The organism is Nocardioides sp. REDSEA-S30_B4 (genome assembly GCF_001627265.1).
Classification (GTDB): domain Bacteria; phylum Actinomycetota; class Actinomycetes; order Propionibacteriales; family Nocardioidaceae; genus Nocardioides.
Window position 1 is genome coordinate 1 of the sequence record NZ_LUPI01000030.1, and the last position, 20,609, is coordinate 20,609.

At 72.3% G+C, this 20,609-nt stretch carries 23 protein-coding genes; 17 read left to right on the top strand and 6 right to left on the bottom strand.

Features of this window, described 5'->3' with window-relative positions:
- Window positions 1-149: 149 nt before the first annotated feature.
- Window positions 150-572, top strand: a complete 423-nt coding sequence (locus A6R01_RS07570) for a VOC family protein (RefSeq protein ID WP_292604858.1) — start codon at window positions 150-152, stop codon at window positions 570-572.
- Here A6R01_RS07570 and A6R01_RS07575 read toward each other — a convergent pair.
- Window positions 553-1,290, bottom strand: coding sequence for a GNAT family N-acetyltransferase (locus A6R01_RS07575; RefSeq protein WP_292604859.1), 738 nt, complete (start codon window positions 1,288-1,290; stop codon window positions 553-555). The two genes, A6R01_RS07570 and A6R01_RS07575, sit on opposite strands and share 20 nt — an antisense overlap.
- Before the next feature lie 32 nt (window positions 1,291-1,322).
- Between A6R01_RS07575 and tsaD the strand changes: the two genes are divergently transcribed.
- Window positions 1,323-2,378, top strand: coding sequence for a tRNA (adenosine(37)-N6)-threonylcarbamoyltransferase complex transferase subunit TsaD (tsaD, locus tag A6R01_RS07580; RefSeq protein WP_292604860.1), 1,056 nt, complete (start codon window positions 1,323-1,325; stop codon window positions 2,376-2,378).
- Between the two features lie 4 nt (window positions 2,379-2,382).
- Here the strand turns inward: tsaD and A6R01_RS07585 are convergent, their stop codons facing one another.
- Entirely contained in the window at window positions 2,383-3,573 is a 1,191-nt protein-coding gene (locus A6R01_RS07585) for a hypothetical protein (protein WP_292604861.1), read from the bottom strand.
- The gene (locus tag A6R01_RS07590; protein ID WP_292604862.1) at window positions 3,570-4,106 is read right to left on the bottom strand and encodes a SigE family RNA polymerase sigma factor; all 537 of its coding nucleotides are present in this window, start codon (window positions 4,104-4,106) and stop codon (window positions 3,570-3,572) included. Before A6R01_RS07590 ends, A6R01_RS07585 begins: the two co-directional genes overlap by 4 nt.
- Window positions 4,107-4,221: 115 nt before the next feature.
- Between A6R01_RS07590 and A6R01_RS07595 the strand changes: the two genes are divergently transcribed.
- The 3 genes from A6R01_RS07595 (at window position 4,222) to A6R01_RS07605 (ending at window position 6,699) form a co-directional block, all read left to right on the top strand.
- Complete coding sequence (locus tag A6R01_RS07595) at window positions 4,222-5,322, top strand: S-(hydroxymethyl)mycothiol dehydrogenase (protein WP_292604863.1); 1,101 nt, start codon at window positions 4,222-4,224, stop codon at window positions 5,320-5,322.
- Entirely contained in the window at window positions 5,322-5,945 is a 624-nt protein-coding gene (locus A6R01_RS07600) for an MBL fold metallo-hydrolase (protein ID WP_292604864.1), read from the top strand. Before A6R01_RS07595 ends, A6R01_RS07600 begins: the two co-directional genes overlap by 1 nt.
- A 157-nt stretch (window positions 5,946-6,102) precedes the next feature.
- Window positions 6,103-6,699 (top strand): hypothetical protein, encoded by a 597-nt coding sequence (locus A6R01_RS07605; RefSeq protein ID WP_292604865.1) that lies wholly within the window; start codon window positions 6,103-6,105, stop codon window positions 6,697-6,699.
- Window positions 6,700-6,769: 70 nt separating this feature from the next.
- Here A6R01_RS07605 and A6R01_RS07610 read toward each other — a convergent pair whose 3' ends face one another.
- A complete protein-coding gene (locus tag A6R01_RS07610; protein WP_292604866.1) occupies window positions 6,770-7,930 on the bottom strand; it encodes an SAM-dependent methyltransferase in 1,161 nt (386 codons plus the stop codon).
- Window positions 7,931-8,114: 184 nt separating this feature from the next.
- On the opposite strand from A6R01_RS07610, the gene groES reads away from it, so the two are divergent.
- The 5 genes from groES (at window position 8,115) to A6R01_RS07635 (ending at window position 13,841) form a co-directional block, all read left to right on the top strand.
- The gene (groES, locus tag A6R01_RS07615; RefSeq protein ID WP_179530124.1) at window positions 8,115-8,411 is read left to right on the top strand and encodes a co-chaperone GroES; all 297 of its coding nucleotides are present in this window, start codon (window positions 8,115-8,117) and stop codon (window positions 8,409-8,411) included.
- A gap of 90 nt (window positions 8,412-8,501) precedes the next feature.
- On the top strand, window positions 8,502-10,124 hold the full coding sequence (gene groL, locus A6R01_RS07620; RefSeq protein ID WP_292604867.1) for a chaperonin GroEL: 1,623 nt from the start codon (window positions 8,502-8,504) through the stop codon (window positions 10,122-10,124).
- A gap of 151 nt (window positions 10,125-10,275) precedes the next feature.
- Window positions 10,276-11,190: a GNAT family N-acetyltransferase gene (locus tag A6R01_RS07625; protein ID WP_292604868.1), complete on the top strand. Its 915-nt coding sequence runs from the start codon at window positions 10,276-10,278 to the stop codon at window positions 11,188-11,190.
- Between the two features lie 20 nt (window positions 11,191-11,210).
- Window positions 11,211-12,713 carry an IMP dehydrogenase gene (guaB, locus tag A6R01_RS07630; protein ID WP_292604869.1) on the top strand — a complete coding sequence of 501 codons (1,503 nt, stop codon included), beginning with the start codon at window positions 11,211-11,213 and terminating at the stop codon, window positions 12,711-12,713.
- A 21-nt stretch (window positions 12,714-12,734) separates the two neighbouring features.
- A complete protein-coding gene (locus A6R01_RS07635; RefSeq protein ID WP_292604870.1) occupies window positions 12,735-13,841 on the top strand; it encodes a GuaB3 family IMP dehydrogenase-related protein in 1,107 nt (368 codons plus the stop codon).
- A gap of 4 nt (window positions 13,842-13,845) precedes the next feature.
- On the opposite strand, the gene A6R01_RS07640 is transcribed toward A6R01_RS07635, so the two are convergent.
- Window positions 13,846-14,514: a TetR/AcrR family transcriptional regulator gene (locus tag A6R01_RS07640; protein WP_292604871.1), complete on the bottom strand. Its 669-nt coding sequence runs from the start codon at window positions 14,512-14,514 to the stop codon at window positions 13,846-13,848.
- A 108-nt stretch (window positions 14,515-14,622) separates the two neighbouring features.
- Between A6R01_RS07640 and A6R01_RS07645 the strand changes: the two genes are divergently transcribed.
- From A6R01_RS07645 to glpD, 7 genes are all read left to right on the top strand, one after another.
- Entirely contained in the window at window positions 14,623-15,597 is a 975-nt protein-coding gene (locus A6R01_RS07645) for an NAD(P)-dependent alcohol dehydrogenase (protein WP_292604872.1), read from the top strand.
- Window positions 15,598-15,637: 40 nt separating this feature from the next.
- Complete coding sequence (locus A6R01_RS07650; protein ID WP_292604873.1) at window positions 15,638-16,348, top strand: DUF4386 domain-containing protein; 711 nt, start codon at window positions 15,638-15,640, stop codon at window positions 16,346-16,348.
- Window positions 16,345-16,563, top strand: coding sequence for a nitrilase-related carbon-nitrogen hydrolase (locus A6R01_RS07655; RefSeq protein WP_292604874.1), 219 nt, complete (start codon window positions 16,345-16,347; stop codon window positions 16,561-16,563). Before A6R01_RS07650 ends, A6R01_RS07655 begins: the two co-directional genes overlap by 4 nt.
- Window positions 16,523-16,720 (top strand): nitrilase-related carbon-nitrogen hydrolase, encoded by a 198-nt coding sequence (locus tag A6R01_RS07660; RefSeq protein WP_292604875.1) that lies wholly within the window; start codon window positions 16,523-16,525, stop codon window positions 16,718-16,720. The genes A6R01_RS07655 and A6R01_RS07660 overlap by 41 nt, the downstream gene beginning before the upstream one ends.
- A gap of 10 nt (window positions 16,721-16,730) precedes the next feature.
- Window positions 16,731-17,228, top strand: a complete 498-nt coding sequence (rnhA, locus tag A6R01_RS07665) for a ribonuclease HI (protein ID WP_292604876.1) — start codon at window positions 16,731-16,733, stop codon at window positions 17,226-17,228.
- Between the two features lie 72 nt (window positions 17,229-17,300).
- Complete coding sequence (locus A6R01_RS07670; RefSeq protein WP_292604877.1) at window positions 17,301-17,486, top strand: hypothetical protein; 186 nt, start codon at window positions 17,301-17,303, stop codon at window positions 17,484-17,486.
- A 32-nt stretch (window positions 17,487-17,518) separates the two neighbouring features.
- Window positions 17,519-19,249, top strand: a complete 1,731-nt coding sequence (glpD, locus tag A6R01_RS07675) for a glycerol-3-phosphate dehydrogenase (RefSeq protein WP_292604878.1) — start codon at window positions 17,519-17,521, stop codon at window positions 19,247-19,249.
- Here glpD and A6R01_RS07680 read toward each other — a convergent pair.
- On the bottom strand, window positions 19,233-20,588 hold the full coding sequence (locus A6R01_RS07680) for a metallophosphoesterase (protein WP_292604879.1): 1,356 nt from the start codon (window positions 20,586-20,588) through the stop codon (window positions 19,233-19,235). The genes glpD and A6R01_RS07680 overlap by 17 nt on opposite strands.
- Window positions 20,589-20,609 lie beyond the last annotated feature (21 nt).

Genomic DNA, 20,609 nt, shown 5'->3' on the forward strand with positions numbered 1-20,609 from the left:
CCAGCTCACCCCCACCACCTGGCTCTGGACCAGCCCCCACGACCTCCGCTACCTCGTCCACCCCGACGGCACCACCACGCTCTGACTGCGCGCTGCATCGGCCTCACAAACCCCTGGACGCTGAGCCGTCCGGTCGCCAGGGTCGTCCCATGACCCTGCGCATCCAGTGCCTGACCATCGACTGCCACGACCTCGACCTGGTCGCGACCTTCTGGGCGGAGGCGCTCGGCTGGCGGCGCACCTTCGCGGGCGACGTCGAGATCTGCCTCGAGCCGCCGCAGGGTGAGCTGGGCGACGGTCTGTTGCCCGACCTGCTGTTCATCAAGGTGCCCGACGACAAGACGGTGAAGAACCGCGTCCACCTCGACCTGCGCCCCGGCGTCGGCGACACCCAGGAGGCCGAGGTGGCGCGCCTGGAGTCGCTTGGGGCGACCAAGGCCGACATCGGTCAGAGCGAGACGCGGTGGACGGTGATGGCGGATCCCGAGGGCAACGAGTTCTGCGTGCTGTGGCCGCTGAAACCCGAGCAGCAGGCCGAGGTCGACGCCAGCATCAGCGCTTGGCGGACCTGAACGTCACGTGGGTCCGGAACCCCAGTCGGTCGTAGACCGCGAGGGCTGGCGCGTTGTCGACGTACACCCCGAGCGTGGCGGTCCCGGAGACGGCGAGCGCCCGACGCGTCAGGGCGGCGGAGACGGCGGTGCCGAGCCCCCGCCCGGCGGCCGTGGGGTGCGTGGTGACCGAGCGCAGGTGCCCGGCGCCCGAGGGGTCGCGGTAGAGCGCGCCGACCGCGAGCAGCCCGTCGTCCCCCGGGATCCCGAGCCAGCACTCCACCCCGCGGGAGCCGGGGCGCGCGAACGAACCCGGGTTGGCGACGTCCAGCAGCCCGTCGATGGGCCCCGCCTCGGTGACCTCGACGACCGTCGGCTCCAGCGGGTGCGGGGGAGGGGCCTGGTGGGTGAGCATCCAGTGCCAGTGGCCCGAGACCGGCAGCCGCCAGGCCTCCGGCAGCTCGTCGTACGCCGCTGCCTCGACGCTCACGCGCCCCGGCTCGTCGATCAGGTCGACCGCCTGGGCCGCGAGCCGGGCCAGGTCGTCGGTGGGGCCGAGGCACCACAAGGAGGGTGATCCGTCCGAGGGGCCGGTGCGGTTCCGGTTGCCGTCGACGACCAGCGCGTCCCCGAGCGCGAGCACGCGAGGCGTGTCGGTGGGGTCGATCTGGTGCCGCACGAACGGGTGCGCGGACGTCGCGACCAGCCGATGAGGATCGATCTCGCGCAGCCCCTCCACGGGCCCATCCTCACCGGTGGCACGATGAACCCGTGAGTGAGCCCCTCGTCCTCGGCATCGAGACCTCCTGCGACGAGACCGGCGTCGGCATCGTCCGGGGCCACACCCTGCTGGCAGACGCGGTCGCGAGCAGCGTCGACGAGCACGCCCGCTTCGGGGGCGTCGTGCCGGAGGTCGCCAGCCGGGCACACCTCGAGGCGATGGTCCCCACCATCGAGCGTGCCTGCGAGACCGCCGGCATCGCGCTCCACGACGTCGACGCCGTCGCCGTCACCAACGGGCCCGGCCTGGCCGGCGCCCTGCTGGTCGGGGTCGCCGCGGCCAAGGCGCTCGCGCTGGGCCTGGGCAAGCCGATCTACGGCGTCAACCACCTCGCCTCCCACGTGGCCGTCGACCAGCTCGAGCACGGCCCGCTGCCCGAGCCGTGCGTGGCGATGCTCGTCTCCGGCGGCCACTCCAGCCTGCTGCGCGTCTCCGACGTGACCGGCCAGGACGGCGGGGTCGACCCGATGGGCCAGACCATCGACGACGCGGCCGGTGAGGCCTTCGACAAGGTCGCCCGGCTGCTCGGCCTGCCGTTCCCCGGCGGCCCCTACATCGACAAGGCCGCCCGCGAGGGCGACAGCGTCTTCATCGACTTCCCGCGCGGGCTCACCAGCCGCCGTGACCTCGAGCGGCACCGCTTCGACTTCTCCTTCTCCGGCCTCAAGACCGCCGTGGCCCGCTGGGTCGAGGCCAAGGAGCGCGCCGGCGAGCCGGTCCCGGTCAAGGACGTCGCCGCGTCCTTCCAGGAGGCCGTCTGCGACGTGCTGGTGCGCAAGGCCCTCGACGCTGCGTCCAGCGAGGGCATCGAGGACCTCCTCATCGGCGGCGGCGTCGCGGCCAACTCCCGGCTGCGGTTCCTCGCCGAGGAGCGCGCCGAGAAGCTCGGCATCCGCGTCCGCGTCCCGCGCCCCGGCCTGTGCACCGACAACGGCGCGATGGTCGCCGCGCTCGGAGCGGAGATGGTCGCGCGGGGACGTACCCCGTCCTCGCTCGACCTCCCCGCCGACTCCAGCCTCCCGGTCACCGAGGTGCTGGCGGGCTGAGCCGCTAGCCGCCGAGCCGGATGATGCCCTCGGGGTCACCGGGGGTGCCCGGCACGCTCTCGACCACCTCCGGCTCGCCCCCGTCCACCGGGACGCGCAGCAGCAGGTTCTCCCCGGCGTTGGTCTGCATCGAGACCAGGAAGGACTCGTCGTCGTTCCAGCGCTCGTCGAAGACGGTGCCGGCCTCGAACCCGCGCACCACCTCACCGTCCCGGGCGTCACGGACCTCGGCGAACGAGTGGCCGAACCCGTCGAGGTAGGCGTCGGCGCCCAGCACGCTCCGGCTGTCGGGCGAGAAGCGGAAGGAGCCGGCGTCGCAGGTGCTCCACAGCTCGGTCCCGGTGGCCAGCTCCAGCACCGCGCTGCAGTACTCGAACGTCATCTCATCGGCACTCACGAGCCCGGAGACCAGAGCGCCGTCGGGCGACACGTCGGTGATCGAGAGCAGGCCGAGTCGCTCGAGGGGCTCGGTCGTCCCGTCGAGGGAGACCACGAGGTCGCTCGACCCGTCGGGCGAGCCGTCGTAGACCTCGACGAGCATCCGGCAGGACGTCGTCGTGCAGCCCGGAAGGATCTCGCGCGGGCTCGGAGCCGCCCGTCCCTCGAGGACGACGGGCAGGACGAACGGTTCGTCGGACCCCGGCACCAGGATGCGTGGCCGACGGTCCTCATCGATCCACCCCACCGCAGAGCCAGCGTCGTCGCGGACCAGCCCGCCGTCGGTCGCGGGGTGGGTGGACAGCACCGATCCGGACGAGTCGACGACCAGGACCTGGAACTCCCTGCCGGCACCCTCGGGGTAGGCGCCGAGGACCCACTGGTCGCCGGCCATCCGCAGCAGGTACGACACCTCGCCGTCGACGGGCAGCTCGAACGCGGTGCCGTCCGCGGTCCTGACCTCGCCGTCGACGATCCACGCCGCCGACGGGCCGGAGGGCACCGGGTTGGCGGTGTCGCTGACGGTGGGGGCGTCGACCGGGGGCATGGTGTCCTCGGAGGTGCTGCCGCCCACGAGCAGTGCGATCGGCACGACGGCCGCGGCGACCACACCGGCACCGGCCGCGGCGGCGAGGGACGCGCGACGGCGCCGGATGCCGCGGGCGCGACCGCGGACGTCGTCGAGGGTCAGCGTCGGCGTACCCGCTCCGACGGCCTGGATGCGGAGGGCCTCCTCGAAGGCCTGCTGCTCGTTCATCGCTCCTCCTCCCGGGAGCCGGGGGCCAGGTGGCCCGGGGTGCGGTCACGCAGCAGGCCCATCGCCCTGCTGCCCTGGGACTTCACGGTGCCGACGCTCACCCCGAGGACGTCGGCGGTCTCGGACTCGGTGAGCCCCTCGTAGTAGCGCAGGACCACCACGGCCCGCGCCTTCGGCGGCAGTGTGGAGACGACCGTCCAGACGGCCGCGCGCTGCCCCTCGTCGTAGGTCTCCTCGACCGCGGCGGTGTCGGGGATCGTGTCGGTCGCCCGCTCGCGCCGCTTCCACGGCCGCCGCCACAGCGAGGTGGTCTCGTTGACCAGGATCCGGCGGACGTAGCCGTCGAGGGCGCCTCGGTCCTGGACCTTGTCCCACGACAGGTACAGCTTCGCGAGCGCCGTCTGCAGCACGTCCTCGGCCTGGTGCCGGTCGCCGGTGAGGAGGTAGGCGGTGCGCAGCAGCGCGCCCTGCCGGGCCTCGAGGTACGCCGTGAACTCGACGTCGACGCGCTCGCGCCGGGTGCCTGTGCCCACGTCCGTCCTCACCTCCGTCGCCGACCTCATCGTGGTCCCCAAGAATTCATGTCCGTGGGACGCGCGCCCCGGACGGATGGTTGGAACCGTCGGCGGAATCGGCTTGAGTGATCCCATGCAGCAGGTGAAGGCCGTCGTGGCCATGAGCAAGGGCGCCCCCGTCGAGGTCGCCACCATCAACGTCCCCGACCCGGGCCCGGGTGAGGCAGTCGTGCAGGTGCAGTCGTGCGGGGTCTGCCACACCGACCTCCACTACCGCGAGGGCGGCATCAACGACGAGTTCCCCTTCCTCCTCGGCCACGAGGCCGCCGGCGTCGTCGAGGCCGTCGGCGAGGGTGTCACCGACGTCGCGCCGGGTGACTTCGTGATCCTCAACTGGCGTGCTGTCTGCGGCGAGTGCCGCGCCTGCAAGCGCGGGGACCTGCAGTACTGCTTCGCCACCCACAACGCGACCCAGAAGATGACTTTGGAGGACGGCACCGAGCTGTCCCCGGCGTTGGGCATCGGCGCGTTCGCCGAGAAGACCCTCGTCGCCGCCGGCCAGTGCACCAAGGTCGACCCCGAGGCTCGTCCGGCCGCGGTCGGTCTGCTCGGCTGCGGTGTGATGGCCGGCATCGGCGCGGCCATCAACACCGGCGGTGCGACCCGCGGTCGCAGCGTCGCGGTCATCGGGTGCGGTGGTGTCGGCGTGGCCGCGGTCGCCGGCGCCGCGCTGGCCGGGGCCAGCCCGATCATCGCGATCGACATCGATGCCAAGAAGCTGGAGAAGGCCACCGAGCTCGGCGCGACCCACACCATCGACTCCAGCAGCACCGACGTCGTGGAGGCGGTCAAGGAGATCTGCGGCGGCGTCTACGAGGGCGCCGAAGGCGCTGACATCGTCGTCGAGGCGGTCGGTCGCCCCGAGACCTGGAAGCAGGCGTTCTACGCCCGCGATCTCGCCGGCACCGTCGTCCTGGTCGGTGTCCCGACCCCGGACATGAAGGTCCCCGACCTGCCGCTCATCGACGTGTTCGGCCGCGGGGGCTCCCTGAAGTCCAGCTGGTACGGCGACTGCCTGCCCTCGCGCGACTTCCCGATGCTCGTCGACCTCTACCGGCAGGGCCGCCTCGACCTCGACGCCTTCGTCTCCGAGGAGATCGGCATCGACGACGTCGAGGCCGCCTTCGAGAAGATGCACCACGGCGGCGTGCTGCGCTCGGTGGTGGTGCTCTGATGGCGGGCATCGGATCGGGGGCCCGCATCGACCACGCGGTCGTCTCGGGGACCTTCTCCCTCGACGGCGAGACCTTCGACGTCGACAACAACATCTGGGTGGTCGGCGACGACACCGAGTGCGTCGTCATCGACGCCCCCCACGACGTCGACGCGATCATGGAGGTCGTGGGCGACCGGCAGGTGCGCGCGATCCTGCTGACCCACGCGCACGACGACCACTGCCGTGTCGCACCCTCGCTGCGCGAGAGAGTGGTCGCGCCGATCATGCTGCACCCCGACGAGAAGCCCCTGTGGGAGCTCACGCACACCGACCACCTCTGGGACGTCGACCTCGCCGACGGCTTCGAGGTCCAGGTCGCCGGCACCACGCTGCGGGCCCTGCACACGCCCGGGCACGCGCCCGGTGCGGTCTGCTTCCACGCCCCCGCGCTGGGCTGCGTCTTCACCGGGGACACGCTCTTCAACGGCGGCCCCGGCGCCACCGGCCGCTCCTTCAGCGACCGGCCGACCCTCGAGGCCTCGATCCGCGCCAGCCTGTGGGAGCTGCCCGACGACACCGTCGTGCACACCGGGCACGGTGACGACACCACGATCGGGGCGGAGAAGGCAGCCCTCGGCTGACCCGACCGGGTACAAGGTCCCTGGGCCGAGGTCCCACGACCTCGGGACCATGGCCCTCCGGGCGGGTGCCCGCGGACCCTCTCCCCGCCCCGGCGACGGCCCATAGCGTCGTACTCGTCGAGGCGGGGAGGTCCCGCCCGGGGAAAGGAACAAGACGATGCGTGCGATGCTCGACAAGCTGACCTCGTGGGTGGGCCTGGCGCTCGCCGCGGTGCTCCTGGTGGCCGGCGGCCTGCTCACCTGGGCCAACGCCTTCGTGGCCGACCAGGTCGACTACCAGCTGGGGATGCAGGAGATCACGATGCCCGCCGAGGAGGCCATCGCGGAACTGCCCGACGCCGACCGTGAGGCCCTGGAGCCGTTCGTCGGCTCGCCGCTGGACACCGGCGCGGAGGCCAAGGCCTACGCCGACCACTACATCCTCGCCCACATGAACGCCTCCAGCGACGGGCGGACCTACCAGCAGGTGAGTGGTGAGTACCTCGCCCTCTCCGACGCCGACAAGGCCACCGCCGACGGCCAGGCCCTCGCCGGGCTGCGCCAGTCGCTGTTCATGGGCAACACCCTGCGCGGGCTGCTGCTCTACGGGTACGCCTTCGCGACCATCGGCATGATCGCGGGGTACGCCGCGATCGCCGCCTTCGCCGGTGCCGCCGTCCTGCTGGTCCTCGCGCTGCTCGGGCTGCGCCACGGCCACCGCGAGGAGGTCAAGGCCCGCACCGACACCCCGGCCGCGGTGCCCGCCAACGCCTGAGTCCGCATCACGACGTTCTGCAGGCGACACGCCGAGGTCGACCTGCAGAACGTCGTTGTTGCACGCGGCGCTACAGCGGCTGCACCAGCAGCGCGGTGCCGCTCCCGGCGACCCTGGTCATCACCAGGGTCGCCTCGGCGTCCCCGGAGAGCGAGAGCCGCTTGCGCAGCACCTCGGGTACGACGTCGACGCCCCGCTTCTTGATCGTCAGCCGGCCCACGCCGCGCTCGCGCAGCGCGGCCTTCAGCTGCTTCTCGCGGTAGGGCAGCTCCTCGACCACGCGGTAGCCGCGCGCGAAGGGCGAGCGGAAGGCCCGGTCGCTGGTGACGTAGGCGATGTGCGGGTCGACCAGCCCGCCGCCGACGCCGGCGGCGACTGCCGTGACCAGCCCGGCGCGGATGACCGCACCGTCGGGCTCGTAGAGGAAGTCACCGACCGCGCGGACCTCGTCGGCCACCGGGTCCTCGTCGGTGAGCGTGGCGAGCCCGCCGCGGCCGATCACGGTGGCGCGGCGCGCGGTGGTGGCCAGCGAGCCCGACCACAGAGCGGCCTCCTTGACCTCGCCGTGGTCGCTGACCCACTCGGCCTCCACGCCGGCCGGCACCAGGTCGTGCGGGATGCCGGGGGCGACCTTCACGCAGGAGTCGCGGCGCAGCAGCGTTTCGACGAAGGACCAGGGCGGCGCCCAGTCGTCGACGGAGAACGACCGGCCGCGCGCGGAGCGGCGGGCCGGGTCGGCGAAGGCGACCGAGAACGGCGAGGTGTCGACGCCGACGGCGTCGGCGACCATGACCGCGCCGGGCAGGCCGAGCGCGGCCAGGTTGGCCTCGGCGACGGCAACCCGCACCGGGTCGAGGTCGACGCCCGCGCAGATGATCCCCACCTCTGCGGAGGCCATCAGGTCCCCGCCGATGCCGCAGCCGAGGTCGACCAGCGTGCTCGCGGCGAACGCCTGCAGCCGGGCCACCCGGTGTCGGGCGACCGCGGGTCGGGTGGCCTGCTCGAGCCCGTCGGGGGTGAAGTAGAGCCGGGGGGCGAGCTCGCCGAACTTCGGCTCGGCCCGCCGCCGTAGCGTCGCCTGGGTCAGGGCGGCGGCCGCCTGTTCGGGCGTCGCCGCGGCGCGCAGGCGGGTCTGGGCGGCGAGCGGGTCGTCACCGGCGTACTCCTCGGCGCGCGCGAGCAGGGCCTGCCCGTCGTCGGTGAGCAGCCACCGGAAGGCGTCGAGATCCACCCCGCGATCCTGCCAGTGGCGACCGGCTCTGGCACTCACTAGGGGTGAGTGCTAGTTTCTGTGCTGGCACTCTCACCCTGAGTGTGCCAGCGCTTGCCACCGGTGCGGCCCCCGCGACGGCGTACCTGGGAAGCAGGCACCACGTTCCTGAACCCATCCGTGCAGAAAGTGGAGGTCGACAACAGTGTCGGTCAACATCAAGCCCCTCGAGGACCGGATCGTCGTCAAGCCGCTCGACGCCGAGCAGACCACCGCCTCCGGCCTGGTCATCCCGGACACCGCCAAGGAGAAGCCCCAGGAGGGCGAGGTCGTGGCCGTGGGCCCGGGCCGCTTCAACGAGGACGGCGACGAGCGCATCCCCATGGACGTCTCCGTGGGCGACAAGGTCATCTACAGCAAGTACGGCGGCACCGAGGTCAAGTACGGCGGGGACGAGTTCCTCATCCTCTCCGCGCGCGACGTCCTCGCGATCGTCGGCTGACGCATCCTCAGCTCCGGGTCGTGCGCCTGTGTCCTCGCGGGCGCCGGCGCACGACCCGCACTGTTTCCTGACTCTCTGTAAGGAGTAGTAGTGCCCAAGATCCTGGAGTTCGACGAGAACGCCCGGCGCGCTCTCGAGCGCGGCGTGGACGCGCTCGCCAACACCGTGAAGGTGACCCTCGGCCCCAAGGGCCGCTACGTCGTGCTCGACAAGAAGTGGGGCGCCCCGACCATCACCAACGACGGCGTGACCGTCGCCCGTGAGGTCGAGCTGGACGACCCGTTCGAGAACCTCGGTGCCCAGCTGACGAAGGAGGTCGCCACCAAGACCAACGACGTCGCCGGTGACGGCACCACCACCGCCACCGTGCTGGCCCAGGCGATGGTCCACGAGGGCCTGCGCGCCGTGGCCGCCGGCGCGAACCCGATGGGTCTCAAGCGCGGCATGGACAAGGCCGCCGAGGCCGTCGGCGAGGCGCTGCGCTCGGCCGCCCGCGAGGTCGAGTCGGTCGAGGACATGGCGTCCGTGGCGACCATCTCCAGCCGCGACAAGCACATCGGCGACCTGCTCAGCCAGGCCTTCGACAAGGTCGGCAAGGACGGTGTCATCACCGTGGAGGAGTCCTCCACGATGGGCACCGAGCTCGACTTCACCGAGGGCATGCAGTTCGACAAGGGCTACCTGTCGCAGTACTTCGTCACCGACCCCGAGCGCATGGAGGCCGTCCTCGAGGACGCCTACATCCTCCTGCACCAGGGCAAGATCTCGGCCGTCGCCGAGATGCTGCCGCTGCTGGAGAAGGTCATGCAGACCGGCAAGCCGCTCTTCATCCTCGCCGAGGACGTCGAGGGCGAGGCGCTCTCCACCCTGGTCGTCAACAAGATCCGCGGCACGTTCAACGCCGTCGCGGTCAAGAGCCCGGCCTTCGGTGATCGCCGCAAGGCGATGATGCAGGACATCGCGATCCTGACCGGCGGTCAGGTCATCGCCCCCGAGGTCGGCCTCAAGCTCGACCAGGTGGGCCTCGAGGTCCTCGGCCAGGCCCGCCGCGTCGTGGTCACCAAGGACCACACCACCATCGTCGAGGGTGCCGGCGACGCCGCCGCCGTCGACGGTCGCGTGGCGCAGATCAAGGCCGAGATCGAGAACACCGACTCCGACTGGGACCGCGAGAAGCTCCAGGAGCGCCTCGCGAAGCTGGCCGGCGGCGTGTGCGTGATCAAGGTCGGCGCCGCCACCGAGGTGGAGCTGAAGGAGAAGAAGCACCGCATCGAGGACGCCGTCTCCGCGACCCGTGCGGCCATCGAGGAGGGCATCGTCCCCGGCGGTGGCTCCGCGCTGGTCCACGCCGTCTCCGTGCTCGAGGACAACCTCGGGCTCGAGGGCGACGAGGCGCTCGGTGTGCGCATCGTGCGCAAGTCGGCCGACGAGCCGCTGCGCTGGATCGCCGAGAACGGTGGCGAGAACGGCTACGTCATCACCACCAAGGTCCGCGAGCTCGGCGTCGGCAACGGCTACAACGCCGCCACCGGCGAGTACGGCGACCTGGTCGCCCAGGGCGTCCTGGACCCGGTCAAGGTCACCCGCTCCGCGCTGGTCAACGCCACCTCGATCGCCGGCATGCTGCTGACGACCGAGACGCTGGTCGTCGACAAGCCCGAGGAGGAGGACGAGTCCGCGGCCGCCGGCCACGGGCACGGCCACGGACACTGAGGCCTCGGCTCACTCGCAGCACCCGCACCACGACCCCCGTCGGACCCCGGTCCGGCGGGGGTCGCGCACGTCACAGGCCGGGCCGCCAGTCGGTCGGGCCAGGTCACGCGACCGCAACAACCCCGCAACACGCGTGGGATGAACTCCTGCCATGACGATGCTGTGGAGGGTCCGCGCGAGCCTGCCCGACCGGCCCGGTGGGCTGGCGGCGCTGGCGCAGCAGTGCGCGGAGCGTGGAGTGGACATCCGGGGGCTGCAGATCTTCCCGGGCGTGGAGGCCGTGACCGACGAGGTCGTGATGGAGACCCCCGACGGCTGGAGCGAGCACGAGGTCGCCCTGCTCGTGGAGTCCTCGGGCTGGACCCACCTGGCCGCCCAGCAGGTCTCGGCCGCGGCGCTGACCGACCAGCCGACCCGCTACGTCCAGGCCGCGCGCACGATCCTGGCGCGGCCCACCAGCTTCCCCGAGGTCGTCGCCCAGCTCTTCGACGCCGAGTCCGAGCCCCGCGACGGCGACCACGGTCCGGTCCAGGACGGCATGGAGATGACCGTCGGCGACGTGCAGGTGCAGGTACGCCGCACCGCACCCTTCACCGACATCGAGCGGGCCCGCGGGGCGGCCATGGCCGACCTGGTGAGCGACGTCCTGCAGCGCACCAAGGAGTCCGCCGCGATCGGCAGCTCCACGGGCGGCCGTCGCCTCGGCGGCGGTGCCGTGCCGTCGTACGTCGTGGAGGGCGACACGGTCTCGGCGATCGTCGACGGTGTCGTGGTCGGCCTGGCCACGGTCCAGGCGCCGCTCGAGGACGACCCCGACGTGCGGCCGGTGACCCTGCGGGTCGACCCGGCCTGGCAGCGTCGCGGTTTCGGCACGCGGCTGCTCATCGACTCCTCCCGGCTCGCACACATGCTCGGCGCCGCCGAGATCGTGCTGCGCACCCGGGCCGACAACCAGGCGGTGCTCCCGATGGTGATGGCCGCCGGCATGCGCGGCCGCATTCGGATGGCCCAGGACACGCTGACCGTCCGGGTCCCCGTGCGCGACCTGAAGCCGCTCGCGACCTGAGCGGCCCGTAGACTCGGCGCGTGGAGATCCCGGAGAAGTTCGCCGCCATCGGCCTCACCTACGACGACGTCCTGCTCCTGCCGGGCCACTCCGACCTGGCACCCGCGGACATCGACACCTCCTCGCGCCTGACCCGCGAGATCACGCTCAACGTCCCGCTGCTCTCGGCGGCGATGGACACCGTGACCGAGTCGCGCATGGCGATCGCGATGGCGCGCCAGGGCGGCATCGGCGTGCTCCACCGCAACCTCTCGATCCAGGACCAGGCCTACCAGGTCGACCTTGTCAAGCGGACCCAGACCGGCATCATCTCCAACCCGGTCACCATCGGCCCCGACGCGACGCTGGAGGAGCTCGACCGCCTCTGCGGCGAGTACCGCGTCTCCGGCCTGCCCGTGGTCGACCCCGACATGCGCCTGCTCGGCATCATCACCAACCGCGACCTGCGCTTCACCCCGGTCGCGGAGTGGGCGACCACCAAGGTCGACGAGATGATGACGCCGATGCCGCTGATCACCGGTCACGCCGGCATCTCGCGCGAGGAGGCCACGCTGCTGCTGCGCAAGCACAAGCGCGAGCGGCTCCCGCTGGTCGACGACGAGGGTCGTCTCGTCGGCCTCATCACCGTCAAGGACTTCGTCAAGGGCGAGCAGTTCCCCAAGGCGTCGTACGACGCTGACGGCCGCCTCCTCGTGGGCGCGGCGATCGGCTACTTCGGCGACGCGTGGGAGCGCGCGACGACCCTGGTGGAGGCGGGTGTCGACGTCCTCGTGGCCGACACGGCCCACGGCAACGTACGCATGCTCCTGGAGATGGTCGAGCGGCTCAAGACCGATCCGGCCACCAAGCACGTGCAGGTCATCGGTGGCAACGTCGCGACCCGCGAGGGCGCGCAGGCCTTCGTCGACGCCGGCGCGGACGCGGTCAAGGTCGGGGTCGGCCCCGGCTCGATCTGCACCACCCGCGTCGTCACCGGTGTCGGTGTCCCGCAGGTCACCGCGGTCTACGAGGCGTCGCTGGCCACCAAGCCGGCCGGCGTCCCGCTGATCGCCGACGGCGGCATGAAGCACTCCGGCGAGATCGGCAAGGCCCTGGTGGCCGGTGCCGACTGCGTGATGCTCGGTTCGCTGCTGGCCGGCTGCGAGGAGTCCCCGGGCGACCTGGTCTTCGTCAACGGCAAGCAGTTCAAGGCCTACCGCGGCATGGGCTCGCTGGGTGCGATGTCCTCGCGCGGCAAGAAGTCCTACTCCAAGGACCGCTACTTCCAGGCCGAGATCACCTCCGACGACCAGATCGTCCCCGAGGGCATCGAGGGCCAGGTGGCCTACCGCGGCCCGCTCGCGGCGGTCGCCCACCAGCTCATCGGCGGCCTCAACCAGACGATGTTCTACGTCGGTGCCCGCACGGTGCCGGAGCTGCAGGAGAAGGGGCGCTTCGTGCGGATCACCCAGGCCTCGCTGTCCGAGTCACACCCGCACGGCGTGCAGATGACCGTCGAGGCGCCCAACTACACCGGTCGCTGATCCGGCGACTAACCTGCTCGGGTGACCGAGATCCAGATCGGCCAGGCCAAGCGCGCCCGGCGTGCCTACTCCTTCGACGACATCGCGATCGTGCCCTCGCGGCGCACGCGTGACCCCGAGGAGGTCAGCACGCACTGGCAGATCGATGCGTACCGCTTCGACCTGCCCGTGATCGCGGCGCCGATGGACTCGGTCATGTCGCCGACCACGGCCATCGCGATGGGCCGCTTCGGTGGTCTCGGCGTGCTCAACCTCGAGGGCCTGTGGACCCGCTACGAGGACCCCGAGCCGCTGCTCGAGGAGGTCGCCGGGCTCACCGGCACCGATGCGACGCGCAAGATGCAGGAGATCTACACCGAGCCGATCAAGCCCGAGCTGATCACCGAGCGCCTGCGCCAGATGCGCGAGGCCGGGGTCACCGTGGCCGGCTCGCTGTCCCCGCAGCGCACCAAGGAGTTCGCCAAGACCGTCGTGGACGCCGGTGTCGACATGTTCGTCATCCGCGGCACCACCGTCTCCGCCGAGCACGTCTCCAGCCAGGCCGAGCCGCTGAACCTCAAGGAGTTCATCTACGAGCTCGACGTGCCGGTCATCGTCGGCGGCTGCGCGACCCACACCGCGGCGCTGCACCTGATGCGCACCGGCGCGGCCGGCGTGCTGGTCGGCTTCGGCGGCGGCGCCGCCCACACCACCCGCACCGTCCTCGGCGTCGCGGTCCCGATGGCCTCGGCGGTCGCCGACGTCGCAGCGGCCCGCCGCGACTACCTCGACGAGTCCGGCGGTCGCTACGTCCACGTCATCGCCGACGGCTCGATCGGCACCTCCGGCGACATCTCCAAGGCCATCGCCTGCGGCGCCGACGCGGTCATGGTCGGTTCGCCGTTCGCCCGCGCCACCGACGCGCCGGGCCGCGGCTTCCACTGGGGCACCGAGGCGCACCACCCCGAGCTGCCCCGCGGCCAGCGGGTCCAGTTCGACACCGTCGGCACCATCGAGGAGATCCTCTTCGGCCCCTCGCGGGTCGCCGACGGCACGATGAACCTCATCGGTGCGCTCAAGCGGTCGATGGCCACCACCGGCTACACCGACTGCAAGGAGTTCCAGCGCGTCGAGGTCGTCGTCGAGTAGCGGCTCACGCCTGCTCTGCCGCCAACCGGGCGGCCAGTCCCTCGATCACCAGCTCCAGCCCGACGTCGAACTCGTCGCCGAAGTCGTAGCCGGGCTGCAGCGCGTGCTCGAGGGTGAAGCGCCGGAACCACGGCAGCGTCCCCTCGGGGATCGACGCCATCACGCCGGCCGCGACCTCCTCGAGTTCGGCCCCGCCGCCGTCGAAGGGCAGCGCCAGCTCCTGCAGCAGGAAGCCGTAGAGGTGCGCGTCGAGCAGGGCGAAGGCATGCCCGGTCAGTCCGAGGGAGAAGCCGGCCTCCAGCAGGCAGCCCAGTGCCGCGTCGTGGTGGGTGAGGGTCGCCCACCCCGGCGTACGCCGTGAGTCCATCATCCCCACCGCCCACGGGTGCCTCTTGAGCGCCTCGCGCGCGGTCCGGGAGCGCAGCCGCATCTGCTCGGCCCAGTCCTCGCCGGGGACGGGGGCGTGGAACTCCTCGTGGACCGCGTCGACCATCCCGTCGAGCAGGTCGTCCTTGTTCGAGACGTGGTGGTAGAGCGACATCGCCTCCACCCCCAGGCGTCGCGCGACCGCTCGCATCGAGAGCTTCGCGACCCCGTCTTCGTCGGCCACCGCGAGCGCGGCGGCCACCACCGCTGCCCGCGTGAGCGAGGGGCGGTCCTTCCGTGCGGGCACGGGCACCTCCTGTCGGGCTGTCCAGACAGCCGGTTGACCGAACTTACGGCGTAAGGCTACCGTCGTGCCATCAGACTTACAACGTAAGGCAACGAACGGAGCGAGATCATGCGTGCAGTCGTCCAGCGCGGGTTCGGTGGGACCGAGCAGCTGTCGGTGCAGCAGCTGCCCGACCCGACGCCGGGGGAGGGGGAGGTCCTGGTCCGCGTGACCGCGGCCGCCGTGGACCGCGGCACGTGGCACCTGCTCACAGGCCTGCCCTACGTCGCTCGCCCCTACGTCGGTCTCCGCTCGCCGCGCTTCCCGGTCGTCGGCCGCGACGTCTCCGGGACCGTCGCGGCCGTGGGTGCCGGGGTCACGGGGTACGCCGTCGGAGACCGCGTGCTCGGCACCGCCGACGGCTCCTGCGCCGAGCTGGCCGTGGTGCCGGTGACCCGCCTCGTGCCGCTTCCCGAGGGACTGGACCCGGTCGCCTCCGCCGCCCTGCCGATCTCCGGCCTCACCGCGCTGCAGGGCCTGGCCAAGGCGCACCGCGGCGACGGGGTGCGCACCGGTGACCGGGTCCTGGTCATCGGGGCGTCCGGCGGCGTCGGCTCGTACGCCGTCCAGCTGGCCGCCTCCGCGGGCGCGGAGGTCACCGGCGTCGCCAGCGCCGCCAAGGCCGACCTGGTCCGCGACCTCGGCGCCACCCGGGTGCTCGACTACGCGGCTGGTCCGCTCGACGACGGCACCCGCTACGACCTGGTCCTCGTCGTCGGCGGCAGCCACCGGCTGCGCGACCTGCGCCGGCTGCTGGTGCGCGACGGGACACTCGTCGTCGCCGGCGGCGAGAACGGCGGCCGCTGGACCGCGGGCGCCCACCGCCAGCTGCTGGCGATGCTCTGGTCGCCCTTCGTCGGCCAGCGCCTCACCGGCCTGGTCTCCGCCGAGCGAGCCGAGGACCTGCAGGTCCTGGTCGAGCACGCCGCAGCGGGTCGGGTCCGGCCCGCCGTCGACCGCACGTTCTCGCTCGAGGAGACCCCGAAGGCCCTCGACCACCTCGCCGACGGGCACGTCCGCGGCAAGGCCCTCATCACCCTCTGACGTCCCAACCCGACCGTCCGTCCCCCCCCCTGGAGGACCCATGACCACGCTGACCGCCCCTGCCCCGCCCACCGCCCCCGGCGAGCCCTCGACGCTGCGCGCGGCCGCCCGCACGGCCGCGATCGGGTACGCCGCGATCTTCGTGCTCGCGATCTTCGCCAACTTCCTGGCCGTCGGCTCGGTGCTCCACCCGGGCGACGCCGCCGCGACCGCGGACGCCCTGGCCGAGGGGGAGCGGACGTTCCGTCTGGGGACCGCGGCCTTCCTCTTCATCTTCGTGGTCGACGTCGTGCTCGCCTGGGCGCTGCACGTGCTCTTCCGCGGCGTCCACCACGACCTGTCGCTGCTCGCGGCCTGGTGCCGCCTGACCTACACCGTCTTCCTCGGCGTCTCGCTGGTCTTCCTGGACGCAGCGCTGCGCTTGGTCGACCACGACGAGGAGCTCGTGCTCCTCGCCCTCAACGCGTTCGACACGACCTGGGTGGTCGGACTGGCGGCGTTCGGCGTCCACCTGGCGCTGCTGGGCCGCCTGATGCGGCTGGGCGGTGGGCCGCGCTGGCTCGCGATCGGCCTGCCCGTCGCGGGCGCGGCGTACGTCGCCGACACCCTCGCCCGGCTGCTGCTCACCGACTACCAGGCGGTCGCCGACCTGGCGCTCGCCGTGGTGGCCACCCCGTCGGTCGTCTTCGAGATGTCGCTGGCGATCTGGCTGGTCCTGGTCTGGCGGGGGCGTGCCAGGATCCCTGCGTGACCCGACTCCTCGTCGCCGCCGGCCAGGCCGTGCCTGTCAACGGCGACCCGGCCGCCAACGTCGCCCTCGCCGCCGACCTGACCCGTCAGGCCGGCGTCCGGGGCGTGCGGCTGCTGGTGCTGCCGGAGGCGTTCCTCACCGGCTACGCTGCCCGCGCGGGCGCTCGACAACGGGATGTTCGTCGTCGCAGGGGCTGCTCTCGGCACGTGCGGTGATCGCCCGATCACGGGCGGCTCGTGCGTGCTGGACCCCGAGGGCCACGAGCTCGCGGCGCTCGGCACCGAGCCCGGGCTGGCCGTGGCCGAGATCGACCTCGACCTGCTGGCCGAGGTCCGGGCGCGCCAGACGATGCACGCCGACCGGCTCGGGTGAGAATCTCCCGGTGAACGAGCAGTCCCCCGACAGCACCGAGCCGTCCGACAGCACCGAGACCGTCACCATCCACACCGACGGCGCCTGCGTGCCCAACCCCGGCCCGGGCGGCTGGGGCGCACTGCTGCGGATCGGCAGCCACCAGCTCGAGCTCTGCGGGGGAGAGGCCGGGCAGACCACCAACAACCGGATGGAGCTGACCGCGCCGATCAAGGCGTTGAAGGCGCTGACCCGGCCGGTGCGGGTGGAGCTCTACACCGACTCCACCTACGTGCGCTCGGGCATCACCTCGTGGGTCAACGGCTGGAAGCGCAACGGGTGGAAGACCTCGGCCAAGCAGCCGGTCAAGAACGTCGACCTGTGGCAGGAGCTCGACGCCGCCTGTCAGCGCCACGAGGTGCACTGGCACTGGGTCAAGGGCCATGCCGGTGACGAGGGCAACGAGCGCGCGGACCGGCTGGCGGCCAAGGGGCTCACCGAGGCGGTCGAGGCGGCCAAGGCTTCCTGACCCATCGCGCGCCTCGGCGTCCTCGATCACGACGTTCTGCAGGGAATCCGACCCTCTGGCCTGCAGAACGTCGTGGTCGCGCACTCCCGCGACTACGAGCGCCAGCTGCGCAAAGCCACCAACCGCGCGGTGCGCAAGGGGTGGCTGCTCCCCGTCGACGCCCGCGACCAGATGCGCCGCGCCTGCGCGGTCAAGGACCGCTACCCCGGCTCGGGTGACGAGTGCCGCTCCTACCGACCCCCGCGCTTCGGGGGCTGAACCCGGCACCGCGGACCTGACACACTGGGCGCATGACTCCCACGCCCGGAGCCCTCGGTCCCGACGCGCGCGACGCCGCCCTCGCGGCGATGACCGGCCAGGCCGGCGAGCACGAGCTCGACGTGCTGGTCGTCGGGGGAGGGATCACCGGCACCGGTGTCGCCCTCGACGCGGTCACCCGCGGTCTGAGCGTCGGCCTGCTCGAGCAGCGCGACCTCGCCAGCGGCACCTCCAGCCGCAGCAGCAAGCTCATCCACGGCGGGCTGCGCTACCTGGAGATGATGGACTTCGGCCTGGTCCGCGAGGCGCTGCAGGAGCGGGGGCTGCTCCTGACCCGCCTCGCCCCGCACCTGGTCAGCCCGGTGCCGTTCCTCTACCCGCTGACCAAGCCCGTCCTCGAGCGCGCCTACGTCGGCGCCGGCCTCGCGTTGTACGACGGCATGGCCAAGGCCGGCAAGTACGACATGGGCGTGCCGATGCACCGGCACCTCACCCGGCGCCAGGTCGCGCGGATGGCGCCGGACTTCAAGGCCGAGTCGATCACCGGCGCGATCAGGTACTACGACTGCCAGGTCGACGACGCCCGCATGGTCGTGGCCGTGGCCCGCACCGCCGCCAAGCACGGCGCCCACGTCGCGACCCGGGTGAAGGTCACCGGGTTCCTGCGCGAGGGGGAGCGGGTCGTCGGCGTGACCGCCCGCGACCTCGAGCACGACCAGGACCTCGAGATCCGCGCCCGCGTCGTCGTCAACGCCGCCGGAGTGTGGACCGACGAGATCCAGGAGATGGTCGGCGGCCGCGGCGCCCTGCACGTGCAGGCGTCCAAGGGCGTGCACATCGTCGTCCCGCGCGACCGCATCCGCTCCGAGACCGGCTTCATCGTGCGCACCGAGACCTCGGTGCTCTTCGTCATCCCGTGGGGCCGCCACTGGATCATCGGCACCACCGACACCCCCTGGGACCTCGACAAGGCCCACCCCGCGGCCAGCCGCCGCGACCTTGACTACATCCTCGAGCACGTCAACGAGATCCTCCGCGAGCCGCTGGACCACGAGGACGTCGTGGGCGTGTACGCCGGCCTGCGACCGCTGCTCTCCGGCGAGTCCGAGCCCACCTCGAAGATCTCCCGCGAGCACACCGTCGTCACGCCCGTGCCCGGGCTGGTGATGATCGCAGGCGGGAAGTACACGACGTACCGCGTGATGGCCCGCGACGCCATCGACGCCGCCGCCCACAGCCTGCGCACCACCGGCCACGGGGCGGTCCGAGACTCCATCACCGACCGGGTGCCGCTCGTGGGGGCGGAGTCCTACGAGACCCGTGCCAACCAGCGGGTGCTGCTGGCGCGTCGCTCGGGACTGCACGTCGCTCGCATCGACCACCTGCTCGCGCGCTACGGCGGCCAGATCGACGACCTGCTCGCCATGGTGCAGACCCGCCGTCAGCTGGCGCTGCCGCTGGAGGGAGCCGAGGACTACCTCGCCGCCGAGGTCGTCTACGCCGTCACCCACGAGGGGGCGCTCCACCTCGACGACGTGCTGACCAGGCGCACCCGCATCTCCATCGAGACCTTCGACCGCGGCGTCGCCGCCGCCCCGCGCGCCGCTCGCCTGATGGCCGAGGTCCTCGACTGGGACGACGCCCGCATCGCCGAGGAGGTCGACCACTACCTGCGTCGCGTCGAGGCCGAGCGGCAGTCGCAGCTCAAGCTCACCGACCAGGAGGCCGACGAGGCGCGGGTCCAGGTCACCGACCTGGTGTGACCCCGGAGATGCCCCGCGCCTGCTTGACCCGGTTGTTGCGGTCCGGGCGCTCGGGGTCGCGCTTGAGGACGTAGGCGCCGACGACCCGCGACGGCTTGCGGTAGACCACGCGCCGCGGCCCGTTGCCGCCCTCGGTCGACCACAGCTTGGTGCCGCTCCACTGCGGGTCGCCCTGCAGGTAGCGGGTCTCCAGCATCAGCTTGGTGTCGGTCACCTGCCCGAGCACGTACGACGACTCGCCGCGGTAGAAGAGCCCGCCGTGGCACATCTGCACCACGCCCTTGCGCCGGATCACGGTGTGGTCGTGCACCTCGCCGCACAGGTAGGCGTCGACGTCGTGCTTGCGCATCAGCTGCCACAGGTCGCTGCCCTCGTAGGTCAGCCCGGAGGAGAAGCGGGTGCGCACCGGTCCGAGGACCGGCACGTGGCCCTGGACGACCACCCACGGGACCTGCTGCTTCTTCGCCCGGCGCAGCACCTTCGCGAGCCAGTCGCGCTGGTCGGGGTCGAGGCTGACCGAGACGCCGCTCGAGGTCGGCCGGAACACGTCGACGGTGACCAGCAGCAGGTCCCGGTCCAGCCGGACGGCGTACGCCGTGTCGCTGGCCTGCCCGCGCTCGGGGCTCGAGACCCCGCCGACCCGGCGCAGGTCGTCGCTGGGGGCGCGACGCACGGCGTCGTAGGTGTGCTTGACCAGCTGCCGCTTCCACAGCCAGGTGTGGTTGGCCTTGAAGCGGATCCACGCCCGGCGCTCGGCGTCGCCGCGGGGCGTCCACGGGTCGTCGCCGATCTCGTGGTCGCCGACGGCGGGGTAGGCCGGCAGCCCGTGGTCGGTGAGGCGGCGCAGCCAGTCGCCGTAGTAGACGCGCGCAGCCTCCTTCAGCGCCCTCTTGCGCTGGTCGGTGGTGCGGTGGGGGCCGAACGGGTCGACCCCGGTCTCGTCCTTGCCCCACTCGCCCTCGACGAGGTCGCCGGCCACCAGGAACGCCTCGGGCTGATGGGCCGCGACGTCGTCGAGGACGTGGTCGAGGGAGTCCTCGTAGGCGGAGTTGGTGCCCTTCGGGTCGCCCTGCTGCCAGTGCGGGGCGCGCGTGACGTCGCCGACGTCCTGGTTGAGGAAGTCGGGGAAGGACACGAAGCGGTACGCACCGTCGGGGCGGGGGAGCCCGCGCACGGTTGGGCGGTCGTCGGGGTCGGCGGTCACCGCCCCCCGTGCCGCGGACGGGGCCGCGGGCGCCGGCGGAGCGGCGGGCCCGGCGAGGGTGCTCACCGCGGCACCGACCGCCAGGGCGGCGACGGCAGCGGCGCGTGCGGTCGGGCGGGGGGAGGGGCGGAGCACCCAGCCAGGTTAAGGAAGGGG